At 63.7% G+C, this 16,411-nt stretch carries 14 protein-coding genes and 2 pseudogenes; 9 read left to right on the top strand and 7 right to left on the bottom strand.

Translation table 11 applies throughout. The annotated features are described in order from the left end of the window. Together DID96_RS39130 and DID96_RS30805 are read right to left on the bottom strand one after the other, a co-directional pair. Window positions 1-223, bottom strand: a pseudogene (locus DID96_RS39130) (hypothetical protein); the annotation flags it as partial. Window positions 224-453: 230 nt separating this feature from the next. After that, window positions 454-990, bottom strand: a complete 537-nt coding sequence (locus DID96_RS30805) for a PadR family transcriptional regulator (RefSeq protein ID WP_124603001.1) — start codon at window positions 988-990, stop codon at window positions 454-456. Between the two features lie 152 nt (window positions 991-1,142). Between DID96_RS30805 and DID96_RS30810 the strand changes: the two genes are divergently transcribed. Then, on the top strand, window positions 1,143-3,164 hold the full coding sequence (locus DID96_RS30810) for an NADPH-dependent 2,4-dienoyl-CoA reductase (RefSeq protein ID WP_124603002.1): 2,022 nt from the start codon (window positions 1,143-1,145) through the stop codon (window positions 3,162-3,164). A 36-nt stretch (window positions 3,165-3,200) separates the two neighbouring features. Further along, window positions 3,201-3,641: a nuclear transport factor 2 family protein gene (locus DID96_RS30815; RefSeq protein ID WP_124603003.1), complete on the top strand. Its 441-nt coding sequence runs from the start codon at window positions 3,201-3,203 to the stop codon at window positions 3,639-3,641. Here the strand turns inward: DID96_RS30815 and DID96_RS30820 are convergent. The 5 genes from DID96_RS30820 to DID96_RS30840 all read right to left on the bottom strand — a co-directional run bounded on the left by DID96_RS30820 (window position 3,621) and on the right by DID96_RS30840 (window position 7,737). Continuing rightward, complete coding sequence (locus DID96_RS30820) at window positions 3,621-4,445, bottom strand: alpha/beta fold hydrolase (RefSeq protein WP_124603004.1); 825 nt, start codon at window positions 4,443-4,445, stop codon at window positions 3,621-3,623. The two genes, DID96_RS30815 and DID96_RS30820, sit on opposite strands and share 21 nt — an antisense overlap. 68 nt (window positions 4,446-4,513) lie before the next feature. Continuing rightward, a complete protein-coding gene (locus DID96_RS30825; RefSeq protein ID WP_124603005.1) occupies window positions 4,514-5,731 on the bottom strand; it encodes a pyridoxal phosphate-dependent aminotransferase in 1,218 nt (405 codons plus the stop codon). After that, window positions 5,728-6,375 (bottom strand): RraA family protein, encoded by a 648-nt coding sequence (locus DID96_RS30830; protein ID WP_124603006.1) that lies wholly within the window; start codon window positions 6,373-6,375, stop codon window positions 5,728-5,730. Before DID96_RS30830 ends, DID96_RS30825 begins: the two co-directional genes overlap by 4 nt. Continuing rightward, window positions 6,375-7,055 (bottom strand): RraA family protein, encoded by a 681-nt coding sequence (locus DID96_RS30835; protein ID WP_124603007.1) that lies wholly within the window; start codon window positions 7,053-7,055, stop codon window positions 6,375-6,377. Before DID96_RS30835 ends, DID96_RS30830 begins: the two co-directional genes overlap by 1 nt. A 22-nt stretch (window positions 7,056-7,077) precedes the next feature. Beyond that, window positions 7,078-7,737: an RraA family protein gene (locus tag DID96_RS30840; RefSeq protein WP_124603008.1), complete on the bottom strand. Its 660-nt coding sequence runs from the start codon at window positions 7,735-7,737 to the stop codon at window positions 7,078-7,080. A 188-nt stretch (window positions 7,738-7,925) separates the two neighbouring features. Between DID96_RS30840 and DID96_RS30845 the strand changes: the two genes are divergently transcribed. The 7 genes and pseudogenes from DID96_RS30845 (at window position 7,926) to DID96_RS30870 (ending at window position 16,352) form a co-directional block, all read left to right on the top strand. After that, window positions 7,926-8,864, top strand: coding sequence for a LysR substrate-binding domain-containing protein (locus DID96_RS30845; RefSeq protein ID WP_124603009.1), 939 nt, complete (start codon window positions 7,926-7,928; stop codon window positions 8,862-8,864). A gap of 61 nt (window positions 8,865-8,925) precedes the next feature. Then, on the top strand, window positions 8,926-9,213 hold the full coding sequence (locus tag DID96_RS30850) for a hypothetical protein (protein ID WP_124603010.1): 288 nt from the start codon (window positions 8,926-8,928) through the stop codon (window positions 9,211-9,213). Window positions 9,214-9,381: 168 nt separating this feature from the next. Further along, complete coding sequence (locus tag DID96_RS30855) at window positions 9,382-10,902, top strand: tetratricopeptide repeat protein (protein ID WP_124603011.1); 1,521 nt, start codon at window positions 9,382-9,384, stop codon at window positions 10,900-10,902. A gap of 19 nt (window positions 10,903-10,921) precedes the next feature. Further along, window positions 10,922-11,734: pseudogene (locus DID96_RS39630) on the top strand (ESPR-type extended signal peptide-containing protein); the annotation flags it as partial. 1,914 nt (window positions 11,735-13,648) lie between these two features. Continuing rightward, window positions 13,649-14,059 (top strand): YadA-like family protein, encoded by a 411-nt coding sequence (locus tag DID96_RS39140; RefSeq protein ID WP_260464055.1) that lies wholly within the window; start codon window positions 13,649-13,651, stop codon window positions 14,057-14,059. A 47-nt stretch (window positions 14,060-14,106) separates the two neighbouring features. Then, window positions 14,107-15,234, top strand: coding sequence for a DUF2827 domain-containing protein (locus DID96_RS30865; protein WP_260464056.1), 1,128 nt, complete (start codon window positions 14,107-14,109; stop codon window positions 15,232-15,234). Beyond that, window positions 15,228-16,352, top strand: a complete 1,125-nt coding sequence (locus tag DID96_RS30870) for a DUF2827 domain-containing protein (protein WP_124603014.1) — start codon at window positions 15,228-15,230, stop codon at window positions 16,350-16,352. Before DID96_RS30865 ends, DID96_RS30870 begins: the two co-directional genes overlap by 7 nt. Window positions 16,353-16,411: the final 59 nt, after the last annotated feature.

Here is a 16,411-nt window from a genome sequence, read left to right on the forward strand (position 1 = left end):
TCAGCTCATCGGGGAACAGCTTCGGCGCCTTCGGGTTCTTGCTCTTCTTGGTCACGGTTGCATCGGTCATAGACGTTATTTCCGTTATCGTCTCATGACCTCGGCACACGAAAAAACTGACAGGCTCGTGTGGTACCGCACTCTGCGCCGTCGCAGTCAGAAGCATCGCCTGACGGGGCAACGTATGAGTCGTCTCGCCGCGCACTGGTTGCCCCTCGTCCATATATGCCACCCCTATCCGAACCAACGTCTGATCGTTACGACCCAAGGCAGGAGCCGTATGCGGTAATTCCGCACGTACGGATCTGTGGAGGGGGTGATGGGCGACCGTCATTCCTACTCCGACTGGTTATTGGTTTCTCTCAATCATCTAGCAGTACGACAAGCAAGCGCCAGCAGTCAGCCAGAATGCCGCAATCGGTGGCGCGCATCCCGCTCGCGTTCTGAAGCGAGTCAGTCCTTCGGCAGACACAAAACGTCGAGTGCCTCTTTCGAGAACTCGACCCAGAACTGCTCGTGCGCGATGCCCGCTTTCAGCACCAGACGCTGAAGGCGCTGCGCACGCGATCCTGCGTCAGCCGGAAAATCGTGTGCGTCGATCTGCCGGTACAGGTCGAGCTTTTCCTGGTGCAGCGTCATGCGTCGCCGGATTTCCTCCTCGAGGCCGGCGGGGCCGAGCACCGCTTCCGCGCGCAGCCGGACCATCAGCGCTTCGCGCAGCGGCGTCGGGTTTTCCTGCTCGGCGATCCAGCGTCGCAATTCCTTCTTGCCGGCTGGCAGGATCCGGTACGCGCGCTTGCGGCCACGCCCCGACTCTTCCGGCAGCGATTCGATCCACCCCGACTCCTCGAGGCGGCCCAGCTCGCGATAGATTTGCTGGTGGGTCGCCTGCCAGAAATAGCCGATCGAGCGATCGAAGCGGCCGGCGAGTTCCGAGCCGGAACCGGGACGTTCGGCAAGGGCGGTGAGCAGTGCGTGGGGCAGTGACATGGTGAATCGAAGGAATCCGCGAGATTAGCTGCATCTTGCCATATTGGGGTCATAGGGTTAACCGCAGCAGGATATGTTTGCGCAACTTGTTGCACAAACGAGGGTCTCGGACTACTATCTGTGCAACAAGTTGCATAAATGGTGACGCTTCGATGATCCGATATCCGCATTTGATGGCTCCGCTTGAACTTGGCTTCACGTCGCTCAGAAATCGCGTTCTGATGGGCTCGATGCACGTCGGCCTGGAAGAGGCGCCGAATGGCTTCGAGAGGATGGCAGCGTTTTACGCTGAACGTGCGCGTGGCGAGGTCGGCCTGATCGTAACGGGAGGGATCGCGCCGAATGAGCGTGCGCGTCCGATGCATGGCGGCGCGATGCTGACCACGGAGGAGGAGGCCGAGCACCATCGCGCAATTACCGGGGCCGTGCACGCGCACGGCGGCAAGATCGCGATGCAGATCCTGCATTTCGGCCGGTATTCCTATCAGCCCAATCTGGTTGCACCGAGTCCGCTGCGTGCACCCATCAATCCATTTGTCCCGCACGAGCTGAGTGACGACGAGGTGGAGCAGACCATTGCCGATTTCGTGAATTGCGCCGCGCTGGCGCAATACGCGGGCTATGACGGCGTCGAGATCATGGGCTCGGAAGGCTATCTCATCAACGAGTTCATTGCGTCACGCACCAATCAGCGTACCGATCGTTGGGGCGGCGAATATGAAAACCGCATTCGTTTCCCGGTAGAGACGGTGCGCCGCGTACGCGAGCGCGTCGGACGCAATTTCATCATCGTGTATCGATTGTCGATGCTCGACCTGGTCGAAGGGGGATCGACGCTCGACGAAGTGATTCAGCTTGCACAGGCCGTCGAGCGCGCAGGCGCGACGATCATCAATACCGGGATCGGCTGGCATGAAGCCCGAGTTCCGACGATCGCGACCAAAGTTCCCCGCGGCGCCTATGCATGGGTGACGCAACGACTGATGGGCAAGGTGTCCGTTCCGTTAGTCGCGACCAATCGCATCAATACGCCCGAAATCGCCGAGAAGCTGCTGGCCGACGGCGCGTGTGACATGGTGTCGATGGCGCGGCCATTCCTGGCCGATGCCGAGTTCGTCCGCAAGGCCCGTGAAGGGCGCGCGGACGAAATCAATACCTGTATTGGCTGCAATCAGGCGTGTCTGGACCACACGTTCGCCGGCAAGATTACGTCGTGCCTCGTGAATCCGCGCGCGTGCCACGAAACCGAAATCATGATTCGCCCAGCCGAACGGCGCAAGCGAATCGCCGTGGTCGGAGCAGGGCCCGCGGGGCTGAGCTGCGCAGTGACGGCGGCCGAACGTGGCCATGCGGTGACGCTTTACGAAGCCGGCACGGAGATCGGCGGGCAGTTCAACATAGCCAGAAAGGTGCCCGGCAAAGAGGAATTCAACGAGACGCTCCGCTATTTTCGGAAACAGATCGCGCTGCGCGGCGTGGAGCTTCGACTCAATACGCGCGCAACCGCGGAGATGCTGATGCAAGGCGGTTTCGACGACGTGGTGTTGGCGACCGGCATCGTGCCACGGACCCCGTCGATCGAAGGCGTGGATCATCCGAAGGTGCTGGGCTATCTCGACGTGCTTCGGGACGAAAAAGCCGTGGGACGCAGCGTCGCCATCGTGGGCGCCGGCGGGATCGGTTTTGATGTGGCCGAATACCTGACCCATCGTGGCGAGCGTGCGAGTCTGAACCCGGACAAGTTTTTTGCGGAATGGGGCGTCGATCCCGCGTATACGAACGCCGGCGGCCTGCGTGAGCGGCAACTTGAACCCGCGCCTCGGCAGGTTCACCTGCTTCAGCGGAAAAAATCCAAAGTTGGCGACGGGCTCGGCAAGACTACCGGCTGGATTCACCGCACGGCGCTGAAAGCGCGAGGTGTGGGGATGGCATCGTCGGTCGAGTACCAGCGCATCGATGACGACGGCCTCCACGTGACAATCGACGGCATCGCACAGACGCTGCCGGTCGATAACGTGGTGATCTGCGCCGGACAACAGCCGTTGCGCGAGCTGGAAAAACAGCTGGAGGCAGCGGGATGCACAGTCCACCTGATCGGCGGCGCCTGCGAGGCGGCCGAACTCGATGCCAAGCGCGCCATTCACCAAGGCACGACGCTCGCAGCCACACTTTGATGAGTGTGCGTTTTCCGTTTGCTACCGGAGTTCTTCATGACGAAAGCCCTGACCCACCTCCATCCCGCCGTCGAGAAATCCCTTGCGATCTGGCATTCGTTCGTCGAACGCAACGATTTGAGCGCGCTCGACACCATCGTTCATCCGGACGCAGTCTTTCGTTCGCCAATGGCCTTCAAGCCGTACAGCCCGGCACCCGCTTTGATCCTGGCGCTACAGACAGTGGTGACGATCTTCAAGGAGTTTACCTATCACCGCCAGTTTGGCGGCGACGATGGCCTGAGCGTGGTGCTGGAATTCAGTGCAACCGTCGGAGACAAGCAGCTCAAGGGTATCGACATGATCCGTTTCGACGAGGAAGGCCGAATCGTCGAGTTCGAGGTCATGATCCGTCCGCTCAATGCGCTGCAAACGCTGGGTGCCGAAATGGGGGCGCGTCTGGGCCAGTATCTTCCTTCATACAAGGTCAACGGCTGAAGATGGAAGCCGATGAAACGCCGCGATGCGGGCCCACATCGCGGGCGGATTCGAATACATCGGGAAGTGGCCACACTCGGGAATCTCGGCGAGCGTGACGCCACGAGCCGCGATATCCGCGAGATACGACAGCGACGCGTTCTGCTCGCCGTACATGAACATTTTCGGGCACGGCAGGCCGAGGAACTTGTCCATCAAATCGCCGTTGTCGGACAGATCGACCATCGAGCGGAAGATGCCGCCGACCGCTTCCGCCCGCACCTTGTGGCGCAGGCTCGCCGCATACAGCGCGCTCGCGTGGGCAGGTGCGTGCCGCGCGCGCTCGATGAAATCGTCGAAGAAGCGTTCGGCGCTGTCCCGCGGATAGTCGACGATCTGCCGGCTCAGGAAACAGTCTTCGGGCGCGATGTTGCCTTCGATGTCGACGAAGCTGAGCACGCGCTCCGGATGCCGATGCGCGAGCATCAGCGCCGTCAGCCCGCCCATCGAATGCCCGACGAGATGGAATCGCTCGAAGCCGGGACGGTCGAGCACGGTCAGCGCCGCTTCGACGAGGAATGGAATGCCGACCTTCGACAGATCCGCGCACTGCGTCTCACCGCAGCCCGGCGCGTCGTACGCGATGAACGGCCGGCCCGCGAATTCCGTATGGCGCACGATGTCCGCGTAGTCTTCCTTTGTGGAGCCGAAGCCATGCAGGAACACAATCGGCGCGCGCTCGCCGGCACGATGGATCGCGGAGATGTCGACGGCCGTGCCCTCGATCGTGAACGGGAACCGCGACTGGATAAATTCGTGAGGCATCGAACCTCGCTCCCTGGTTGGGCCGGCATTGCGACGTACCGTTGGCGCAGCAGCCGGCAGAAACATGTTCAATCGACGAGCGACCGGCAGAATCCCTGAATGGCGTCGCATGCGTGCTGCAGCGACGCATCGTCCAGCGCGTAGGCGATACGGATATACGGCCCGAGCCCGAATGCACTGCCATGCACGGTGGCGACGCCGGCTTCGTCGAGCAATGCGTTGACCACGTCCTCGTCGCTGCGAAGGCGCGTGCCGGCCGGCGTCGTCTTGCCGATCAGGCCCGCGCACGACGCGAACGCATAGAACGCGCCTTGCGGCATCGCGCAGTGCAAGCCCGGGGCCTGGTTCAACTGTTCGACGACGAGATCGCGTCGACGCTGGAACGCGACGCGCGAATGAAAAATGAAGCCCTGCGGCCCTGACAGCGCGGCCAGAGCCGCGTGCTGTGAGATCGTCGATGCGCCCGACGTCTGCTGGCCCTGCAATTTTTCCATCGCGTCGATCAGCCAGCCGGGGCCCGTGCCGAAGCCGATGCGCCAGCCCGTCATCGCGTACGCCTTCGACACGCCGTTCATCGTCAGCACGCGTTCGCTCAGCCGTGGTTCGACCTGGGCGATCGTGCGGAAGTCGACGCCGTCGAAGATCAGGTGCTCGTAGATGTCGTCGGACAGCACGAGCACTTGCGGATGCGCGAGCAGCACGTCGGCGAGCGCCTGCAGTTCCGCGCGGCTGTACACCGCGCCCGTCGGGTTCGACGGCGAGTTCAGGATCAGCCAGCGCGTGCGCGGCGTGATCGCGGCTTGCAGTGCGCCGGGCGTGAGCTTGAAGCCGCTTTCAGCACCGCACGCGACGGTGACGGACGTGCCGCCGCAGAGCTGGACGATCTCGGGGTAGCTGACCCAGTATGGCGCGGGCACGATGACCTCGTCGCGCTCGTTGAGCGTCGCGGCCAGCGCATTGAAGATCACCTGCTTGCCGCCGTTGCATACGATCGTGTTGCGCCAGTCGACGTCGAGGCCGTTCTCGCGCTTGAATTTTCCGGCGATCGCTTCGCGCAGCGCACGCAGCCCCGCGACCTGCGTGTAGCGCGTGTGGCCCGCGCGGATCGCCGCGATGCCGGCCTCGCGCACATGCCCGGGCGTGTCGAAATCCGGTTCGCCGGCACTCAGCGAAATCACCTTCGCGCCACTCGCGCGCCGCGCGGCCACGCGGTCCATCACGCGGTAGGTCGCCGACGGCTGCGCGGCCGCGAGGAAGCGGTTCAACGGATGGGCGCGTGCATTCATCGTGCGGACCTCCATTGCGTCAGGCCGAGCAGGTCGAGCGTCGTGCGGCCGGTGGCCAGCGCTGCCATGATCTGCGCTTCCTTGTCCGCGCGTGCCTGGCCGTTCGCGAGCGTCGCCTGCGCATGCGCTGCCGGGATGATCACGACGCCGTCGTCGTCGGCCACCACGAGGTCGCCGGCTGCAACCGGCGTGCCCGCGAAGCTGAGCGGCGCACCGACCGACGGCGCGCTGTCCTTCAGCGTGCCGCGTACCGACACGCCGCGCGTGAACACCGGGAAGCGGCGCGCGGTGAGCGCCGCGATGTCGCGCACGCCGCCGTCGATCACGAGGCCCGCGATGCCGGCCGCTTCGGCCGCGGCGGCGAGCACTTCGCCCCAGTATCCGGCGACGAACCCGCCCGTCGACACGACGAGCACGCTGCCGCGCAGCGCCTGCTCCATCGCGAGATGGATCGCGAGATTGTCGCCCGGCGCGCATTCGACCGGATATGCGGGGCCGGCAACCGACGCGCCGGGCCAGATCGTGCGGATCGCCGGATCGACGGAACTGGTCGGCAGCCCGGACGCTTCGTAGAGCGTCGACGTGCCGAGCTTGCGCGCCTGCTCGAGCGTCGCGGCGTCGTAGGAGAGGATGGCGTCGGACATCATGCTTTCCGTTGAAGGGTGTGATAGCCGAGTGCGGACCGCGCGTCTCGGAGGGTGGCGCCGGCCGCGATGCGTTCGCGGATCGACGATTCGATTGCTTCGATCTGTCGGGCGGTTTCCGCAACTTCGCGGGCGCGCGCCCGCGGCACGATCACGACGCCGTTCGCATCGGCCACCACGATGTCGCGCGACGCGACGCGCACCGTGCCGATCGAAACGGTCGTGTTGACCGACTCGACCTGCACGCGGTCCTTGCCGGTGCGCATGAAGCGGCCGGCCGTGAACAGCGGATAGCCGTCGCCGAGCGCCTTGTTCACGTCGCGGCAGACGCCGTCGATCACCGTGGCGGCGATGCCGCGCAGGCCCGCGTACTGGGTCATGATGTCGCCCCACACCGTGCAGTCGGTGCGGCCGTCGTTGTCGATCACGATCACGTCGCCCTCGGCGACGCCGTCGATGAAATCGCCGACGGTGCCCGCGGGCACGCTCGACGGCACGTACCTGACCGTATACGCCGGGCCGACGACGGGATGCGGATAGTCGGCGAGCGGCGCGATGCCGAGCGCCTGGCCGTGCAGGCCGAGCTTGTCCAGCGCGTCGGACACGCCGGGCGTGTCGAGGCCGGCGAACAGCACGACCAGTTCCTGGTCTTCGGCGCTGGCTTTAAGGGGATTCGTCATGGGCAATGCTCCGGGAAAAGGCTTACTGCGCGCGAATTGCTTCGAATTCCTTGTCGTGCATGACTTCCGCGACGGAGCGGCCGGTTCGCACGGCCGCGACCATCCCGTCCTGGCGGCGCGCGATACGCTCGCCGAGATCGAGCACGTCGTCGATGCGTGCGGCCGGCACGAACACGGTGCCGCAGCGGTCGGCGATCACGTAGTCGTCCTCGCGCACGGTCACGCCCGCCATCTGCACGGGCTGGCCGGCATCGACCTGCACCACGCGATTGCGCGCGCTGATCATCGTGACGCCGCGGCCGTAGACGGGGTAGCCGATCGCTTCGCTGCCGTCGATGTCGCGGCTGGCACCGTCGATGATCGAGCCGCGGATCCGCTTCGCGCTCGCGGCATTCGCGAGGATGTCACCCCAGCACGAGATGCCGTCGAGTCCGCCGGCGATCACGAGTACGCGGTCGTCGGTGGTCACAGCGTCGACGACCGGCGTGATCAGGTGCACGGTGGGCGCAGCGTCGGTCTTGTGGCCGAGCTGGATCGTGCTCGCGCGTCCGGCGATCTTCGGGCAGTCCCACAACGGGCGTAGGCCGACGGTGGCGCCCGGCAGGCCGAGAAAATCGAGCGCGTCGGACACGGTATTCGTGTCGAGCGCCGCGAGGCGGTCGAGATGAGAGGCTTGGGTCATGGCGACGGGTTCCGTTGGCTGAGGCTCTCATCGTCGGGCCCGGCGCCTGATATGTAAATTCGCGATTTCGTATCTGACTGATATGATTTTCGGATCAGGCGCGTGCAGGCGTTTCCGGTCCGGCGATCGATCGTCGCGGTGACGGGGGCGGGGCTGCATGTTCCGGTTCGACGCGGAGGCGGGGTGACATGAGCAATACGATCGACTTCAGGCTGATCAGGCAGCTATGGATGTTTCTCGCGGTGGCCGAGGAAAAGCACTTCGGCCGCGCGGCGCAGCGCCTGAACATGTCGCAGCCGCCGCTGACCGAACAGATCAAGGTGCTCGAACAGTCGCTGAAGCTACAGCTGTTCGAGCGGTCGCGGCGTGGCACCCAGCTCAGCGCGGCCGGGGCCGCGATCCTGCCGGCCGTGCGGCAGTTCGCCGATCAGGTCGAGCGGCTCGAGCGCGTCGTGCGCGAGGTCGCGGCCGGCCAGTCGGGGGTGTTGCATGTCGGGGCCATCACGTCCGCGATGCTCGAGACGGTGCCCGCGGTGCTCGATACGCTGAAGCGCACGCATCCGCATCTGACCGTGTTCGTGCGCGAGATCGACAGCGCGGAAGCGGTGCCGGCGCTGGAGGCGGGCGAGCTCGATCTTGCGTTCGTTCGGCTCGACCGCGAGGTCGGCCACGGCATCGCCTCGATGCCGCTCGCGGAGGACCGGCTCGCCGTCGCACTGCCACGCGATCATGCGCTGGCCGCATTGTCGAGGGTACGGATCGGGGCGCTCGCGAACGAGTCGCTGGTGATGTCGGCGCGGCAGGTGAGTCCCGCTTACTTCGACATGCTGACGGGCGTGTGCCGCGCGCACGGGTTCGCGCCGCGCGTGCTGCATGAAGTGCGGTCGGTGGCATCGCAGATCGCGTATGTCGGGTGCGGGCAGGGCGTCGCGCTGGTGCCGGCATCGATGCGCAGGCTCGCGCCGGAGAACGTCGTGGTCCGGCCGCTGAAGGAGCGGGTGATGGTGGTCACGGCGGCGCTCGCGTGGAATGCGGATCGCTACCACCCGATGGTCGATGCCGTGGTGTCGTGGCTGAAGAACCGCGGTGGAAAGCGGCCGGCATCATCGCTCGGCGCTGGCGGGTGACACCCGGTGCTTCGGCACGAACGGGCGGGGCACGCGCACGCATACGCCGGCGGAAACGGCTGTGCGTTACATGGTTGAAACATTTTTCGATTCATCACAACAACGGCGCGCGCTGAATCGATTGCTTGCCGCCCGACGCAAAGCCGCGCCATTGCTGCGTTTCCTTGCCACGCGCGGGGCTTGGAGAATCGGCACGATCCCCCGGCGTTTCAGAACTGAAACAACGCTTCGTGCCGAACGTTACATCACACTGGCTATCGCTCGCGCAGCCTTCTGCTCATTGCGCTGCCGCGTTCTGGCCCATTCCTTGCTCACGACCTTCGCACAGATCCAAGCCGCATGGCCGTAATGGCCAATGTCGGCGATGAACAACTAACGCGCAGGTCGGGGAAATCATGTCCAGGTACGCTTCGGGCCGCCATGCGGTTGCTTTCTCGCATCACCTCTCCGCACACGTTGACTGACCCGCGCTCACGCGCGCGATGAGCATTCAATCAATGACGTGTTCGGGGTGAGTATGAAAAGCAGAAACGGTCTGCATTTGGCGCCTGTCGTGCCGGCGAGCGCCGACGCGCTTTCGAAGCGCGCGTGGCAACTTCTGAATGGCGGGGACTTCGAGCAGAGTGCCGCGTGCGCGAGGCAGGCCGTTTCCATTGATCCCGGGAGCAGCTTCCATCGTCTGCTGCTGGGCGTGGCATTGAGTCAAGGTGGCCGACGACGCGAGGCGCTCGATGAACTCACGCGGGCAGCCATACTCGCGCCTCATGATCCGCAGGTTCGCTATAACCTGGCGGTCGCTTTGCAGGAGTCCGGACAGCAGGAACTCGCGATGGTCGAGTATCGCGCCTGCCTGGAAATCGATCCGGATTGTACCCATGCGTTATGGAATTACGGCGAGCTTCTCCGACTCCGGGAGCATTTCGACAAGGCGCTCGAATGCTTCGACCGGCTGGTTCGCGTCGAAAGCGGATTGCGCGACAAGGCTGCACACCGGATGGCCGTGTGCTGTGCCTGTCTGGGACTGGATGAGCGTGCGCAAGCCCTGTTCGAGCAGCAGATCTCCGAAGACGATGATCCGCTCACGCATTGGGAATACGCGCATTTTCTGCTTGGCAGGGGGCGGTTCGCTGATGCGTGGCCACATTATGCGAGGCGTTTCGATGCGGGCGAAAAGATCGGCCTCAAGGGCATGGACTTTTCGTATCCGTCGTGGCGTGGCCAGTTCGAAGCCGGCTCGACATTGATCGTGTCTGGCGAACAGGGCGCCGGCGACGAGATCCTGTTCGCCGCGTTTCTGCCTTCACTGGTGCAGCGGGCACAGTCAGCCGACATGCGCGTGGTGGTGGTGTGCCGGCCCGCCCTGGTGCGGCTGTTTCGCGAGAGTTTTCCGTCGGCATGGGTGTTGGGGGGGATGGTCAACCAGGAGCCGGACCTTAGCGGGATCGTTAAACAGTCCTCACGTATCTGGAACATCCCGATCGGCGATTTGCCGTTATGGCTGGACAAGCCTGAGCCGGCGGCTTATCTGAAGCCTGCACCGGAAGATCGGAGCGCCGCGCGGCAGTTGATTGCATCGTCGCGCTCGGACGATGGCTGCCGGCATATCGGCATTGTGTGGTCAGCCAATCCAGTCTCGACCGCGTCGAACCGGCGTGCGCGCAGCGTGCCGTCGGAGTTGGTGAACGCATGGCTGAAGGACATTGGGGGCGTGCGTTTCTATTCGCTGATGCCCGCTGAACACCGCGCGGTTCTGGCCGGTGTGCCCGATCTGCCCGTTACCGATCTTTCTTTCTTCTTGACCGACTTCAGCCGGACTGCGGCAGCGATGCAGTGTCTGGATGAAGTCGTGTCGGTGTGTACGTCGAGCGCCAATCTTTCCGGGGCGCTCGGACTGAAAACGCATGTGTTGTTGCAAAAGCATGCGGACTGGCGGTGGTATGGGGACACCGCCTGGTATCCCGATGTCGTGACATACAGGCAAAAGGCGCGCGCGGACTGGGGCACCTGTCTGCAAGCGCTCTCCGCGAACTGGCGCTGAGAAGAACAGGGGGGGAAAGATGAACAAGATCCACAAGTGCATTTTCAGCCGCAGGCTGAATCAGATGGTTGTTGTTGCGGAGAGCGTGGCGGGACAGGGGAAGTCGGGGGGGCGGTCTCGTGCGGTGCGGCGAGTGCGGGCGGTGGCTGCCGCCGCTTTGGCGGCCGGCACGTGCATGGCTCTGGCGCAGTTCGCTTGGGCGGACGATGTCTGTAATAACAGCAAAGCTCCCGCCAGTGATACCTGTGGAAAAACGTCGGCGTCGTACGCGGGGAGCGGGACCAACAACACGTTCTACGGATATGTGAGCGGCACAGGCTTGACTGGCAGTTCGGACACCGGGAATGGGGCTAATTCGAGCTACAACGTCACGGGGGACTCGAATACGGGGAGCGGAGCCTATTCGAGCTACAACGTCACGGGCAGCAACAACACCGGGAGCGGGGCCAATTCGAGCTATGCCGTCACGGGCAGCAACAACACCGGCAGCGGGGCCAATTCCAGCTATGCCGTTTCCGGCAGCTACAACACGGCAATCGGAGCGAGCGCTGGTCAGTACGTCAACGGCAGTGGGAATGTGGCGTTGGGCGCATCTGCGGGATCGGGTGTGCCCGGCAGCCCGCTCAATATCACCAACACCACGGCGATCGGCTACGGCGCCACGGCCACGGGGGCAAACTCCGTCGCGCTGGGTGCCAACAGCACCGACGGGGGCGCGGCTGGCGTGGTGAGCGTGGGCAGCAGCGCGGCGACGCGCAAGATCATCAATGTGTCGAGCGGGAACGTCGCGTCGGGCTCGACGGATGCGGTTAATGGCGGGCAGCTTTTCTCGCTCTCCACCAGCCTGAATTCGACGAACAGCACCGTGACGAGCCTGTCGACGTCGGCCGCGGCGGGGATCGGCACGGCGCAGAGCGGTGTGGGGTCGTTGTCGACTGGCTTGAATACGACCAACAGCACCGTGACAAGCCTGTCGACGTCGGCGGCGGCCGGCATCAGCACGGCACAAAGCGGCGTGGGTTCACTGTCGACCGGCTTGAACACGACCAACAGCACCGTGACGAGCCTGTCGACCTCGGCCGCAGCCGGCATCAGCACGGCGCAAAGCGGCGTGGGTTCGCTGTCGACCGGCTTGAACGCGACCAACAGCACCGTAACGAGCCTGTCGACGTCGGCCGCAGCCGGCATCAGCACGGCGCAGAGCGGCGTGGGTTCACTGTCGACGGGCTTGAACACGACCAACAGCACCGTAACAAGCCTGTCGACGTCGGCCGCAGCCGGCATCAGCACGGCGCAGAGCGGCGTGGGTTCACTGTCGACGGGCTTGAATACGACCAATAGCACCGTGACGAGCCTGTCGACCTCGGCCGCAGCCGGGATCAGCACGGCGCAAAGCGGCGTGGGCTCGCTGTCGACCAGCCTGACCACCACCAACAGCAGCCTCGGTGCACTGTCGACGCTGGAGTCGAACGACGTGGTTTCATTGTCGACGGGCTTGAATACGACCAACAGCACCGTAACAAGCCTGTCGACCTCAGCGGCGGCCGGGATCAGCACCGCGCAAAGCGGCGTGGGTTCGCTGTCGACCAGCCTGACCACCACCAACAACAGCCTCGGCGCACTGTCGACGCTGGAATCGAGCGATGTGGTTTCGCTGTCGACCGGCTTGAATACGACCAACAGCACCGTAACAAGCCTGTCGACGTCGGCGGCGGCGGGGATCAGCACCGCGCAGAGCGGCGTGGGTTCGCTGTCGACGAGCCTGACCACCACCAACAACAGCCTCGGTGCACTGTCGACGCTGGAATCGAGCGACGTGGTTTCGCTGTCGACGGGCTTGAACACGACCAACAGCACCGTAACAAGCCTGTCGACGTCGGCCGCAGCCGGCATCAGCACGGCGCAAAGCGGCGTGGGTTCGTTGTCGACGGGCCTGAACACGACCAACAGCACCGTAACAAGCCTGTCGACCTCGGCCGCAGCCGGCATCAGCACGGCACAAAGCGGCGTGACCTCACTATCAACGAGCCTGACCACGACGACCAGCCGAGTCACTTCGCTGTCGACGAGCTTGAACACGACGAACAGCAACCTCACGAGCCTGTCGACGTCGGCATCGACCGGAATCAGCACGGCGGGGAGCGGCGTGAGCTCGCTCTCCACGAGCCTGAACACGACGAACAGCAATCTGGCGTCGTTGTCGACCTCGTATTCCGGTTCGATTGCCTCCTGGCTCAACAGCCTGAGCACGGTCAACAACAACCTTTCGACGTTGAGCGTTTCCACATCGACCAGCGTGGCTCTGCTCACCACGGGCGTCACGTCTCTCTCGACCGGTTTGAACACGACAAACGGCCGCGTGGCGACGTTGAGCACCGCGGTTACGTCGCTGTCGACGGGGCTGGCCTCCCTGTCCACGCAGGTCAACTCCCCAGGGTTCGGGAAAGGATCATCGCAAAGTGCGAGTACATCCACTGCTGCCACACTCTCGACATCGACCACAACGAGCACCAGCACCGTGCAAAGCTCCACGTCGACGGCGTCGAGCGCTTCGTCTACCGGTTCGGGCTCACAATCGAACGGCGCGAAGGCGGTCGATTCCGCGCAACTCGTGCCGAGCGCGCTGGCGAGCCCGGTTGCGACAGGCACCGGCGCACAGGCCAGCGCCGACTCCGCCACGGCAGTGGGCGCGAACGCGGTCGCGTCCGGGAACAACTCGGCTGCGATCGGTGCGGGAGCGATAGCCATGGCGCCGAATTCGGTCGCGCTGGGCGCGAACTCGATCGCGACCGATGCGAACACGGTGTCGGTGGGTTCGCCAGGCAACGAGCGCAGGATCACGAACCTGGCGCCTGGCATGAACCCGACGGACGCGGTCAACATGTCGCAACTGAGTGCCGTACAGTCGAACATGAACCAGGTGGCAAGGCTCGCCTATTCCGGCATAGCCGGTGCCGCCGCACTGACGATGATTCCCGAAGTCGATCCCGGAAAGACACTCTCGGTCGGCTTCGGAACGGCCAGCTACCAGGGCTATCAGGCAGTGGCCCTCGGCTTCACGGCCCGAATCACCAACAACCTGAAGATCAAGGGAGGGGTGGCGATCAACGGCGCGGGCGGCAATACGTATGGTGGTGGCGCAGCGTACCAGTGGTAGGCAACAGATACTCACCGAGGTAAACAGCCATGCGAATCGGAATTTCGATGCTCACGCACGCCGGCCAGAACATCTGGGAAAACGGCGTGGGCCAGAACGTCGTCTATCTGGCCCGGTTGTTGCGCGCGTTGCCGTTCGTCGACGAAGTGCTGCTGCTCAATTGTGGAGATCAGTCGAGCCTGCCCGGTGACGTCGAGGCTGACGGCACCGGCTTTCGGCTGATCGCGCCGCGCGACGCCACCGACCTGATCGACGTGGCAATCGAAATGGCGGGAGGGCTCGATGTCGGCTGGCTTGACCATTTGCGCGCGAAGGGAAAGAAGGTGGTCTACCACTGCTGCGGACAGCCCTATACCGCCCTGATCGAGCCCACGATCTTCGGCACGTCAGGCTATTTTTCCCGATCCGAGCGCTGCGACGAAATCTGGACCTTGCCGAGAGACCGGTGCTTTCGCCGGATGCTCGAATCCCTTTACCGATGCCCGGTGTACGACGTGCCCTGTTTGTGGGAGCCGGAATTCCTCGAGCGGCGAGCCGCATCGTTGCGCAGGGACCATGCGATCGAGTTCGGATATCGCCCCCGGCTGCGAAAGGAATATACGTTTCGTTCGCTCAGGGTCGCGGTACTGGAGCCGAATATCTCCGTGACCAAGGTATGCAGCATTCCAATGCTGATCTGCGATTCGGCTTTCCGGGCGAACGAGGATGCCGTTGCCGAACTGCATCTGCTCAACACGATTCAGATAAAAGATCATCCGACGTTCGTGCATCTGGCCAATTCGCTGGATCTGACGAAGCAGGGGAAAGTGCGCTTCGAGCAACGGCACGATTTCGCCGGCTACATGAGCCAGTTCGGCGACGCGGTCGTTACGCATCAGTGGCAGCACGATCAGAACACGCTCTATCTGGATGCGCTTCACGGGGGATACCCGCTGATCCATAACTCGGCGTGGCTGGAGTCGGTGGGGTACTACTATCCGGACTCCGACATACCGAGCGGCGCATGTCGGCTCGTTGAAGCGTCGCGAAACCATGACGAGAATTTCGATTGCTATCGGCGCTCGGCAACGGCTTTTCTGGCCAGGTTGAGCCCGCTTCACGCGATGAATCTGGATGCGTATGCGCGCAGCTTGTTGCGATTGACATCCGTACGCGATCGGGGGACGACATGCTGAACGGAAGGCGGCTCAAGGTAGGGGTGACGATCTTCGTGCGCGCGGGTGAGCAATCCCTTTGGGAAAACGGCATTTTTCAGAACTGCTTCTTTCTGGTCATGCTGCTTGCGAAATCGCCGCTCGTGGAATCGGTATTTCTGGTCAACGGCGGCGATGGCCGCGTCGAGGATGCGCAGGAATTCCTGGCCGACGCGCCGGCGCAGGTGATCGACCTGCAAACGGCACGCACCCAGCTTGACGTGATCATCGAGCTGAGCGCGCAACTCGACCCGCAGTGGGCGCGAGACTTCCAGTCCCGCGGCGGGCGTATCGTCGGCATGCGCGTGGCCAACGATTACGCAATCGACGTCGAACGCATGATCTTCGGCCGCCCTCATGGCACGCTTGTTTCCGGCACCGAATACGACATGATCTGGACCTTGCCTGCCTTTGAAAAGACGTGTGCCGCCTATTACGAGGCAGCGCTGCGCGCGCCGGTGCGAACCATACAGCATCTGTGGAGCCCGCTGCTCCTCGAGCGCGCCGTTGGCCGGAGTGCGTCGGCCCAGCCGTTCGGCTACATGCCCGGTCACTCGCGCTGGCGCCTCGCGATCCTCGAGCCCAATCTCTGCATGGTGAAGACCAGCCATGTTTCGATGCTGCTTGCAGATGTCGCCTATCGTCAGTCGCCAGGCTTCATCGACGTGCTGCGCGTCTACAACACGTTCCACCTGAAAAACGATCCGCTATTCGTCGGATTCGCGACCAGCCTCGATCTCGTGCGCCACGGACTCGCTTCGTTCGAGGCGCGCTTTCCGACGTACGAAATCATGGGACAGCACGCTGACGCGATCGTTTCCCACCATTGGGAGAACGCACAGAATTACCTGTATTACGAAGCGCTGCATGGCGGCTACCCGCTGATCCACAACTCGACGCTGCTCGGGGGCTGCGGATACCGCTATGCGGACTTCGATCCCCAGGACGGCGCTTTGGCGCTGCGCCAGGCGTTTGCGGGGCACGACGCGCGGCTCGACGATTACCGGCGCGCGGCGCGTGAATTCCTGAATACGCTCGATCCGCATGCCGAGCGCAACGTCGAGCAATACAGCGGGGCGATCACGGAACTCTATCTGTGAGTGGTGTCGAAACCAGAGCACAGCGGGCAGAATCGTACACGGCTCACATACGATAAACT

The sequence above is a fragment of the Burkholderia sp. Bp8963 genome (assembly GCF_003854275.1).
GTDB lineage: Bacteria > Pseudomonadota > Gammaproteobacteria > Burkholderiales > Burkholderiaceae > Burkholderia.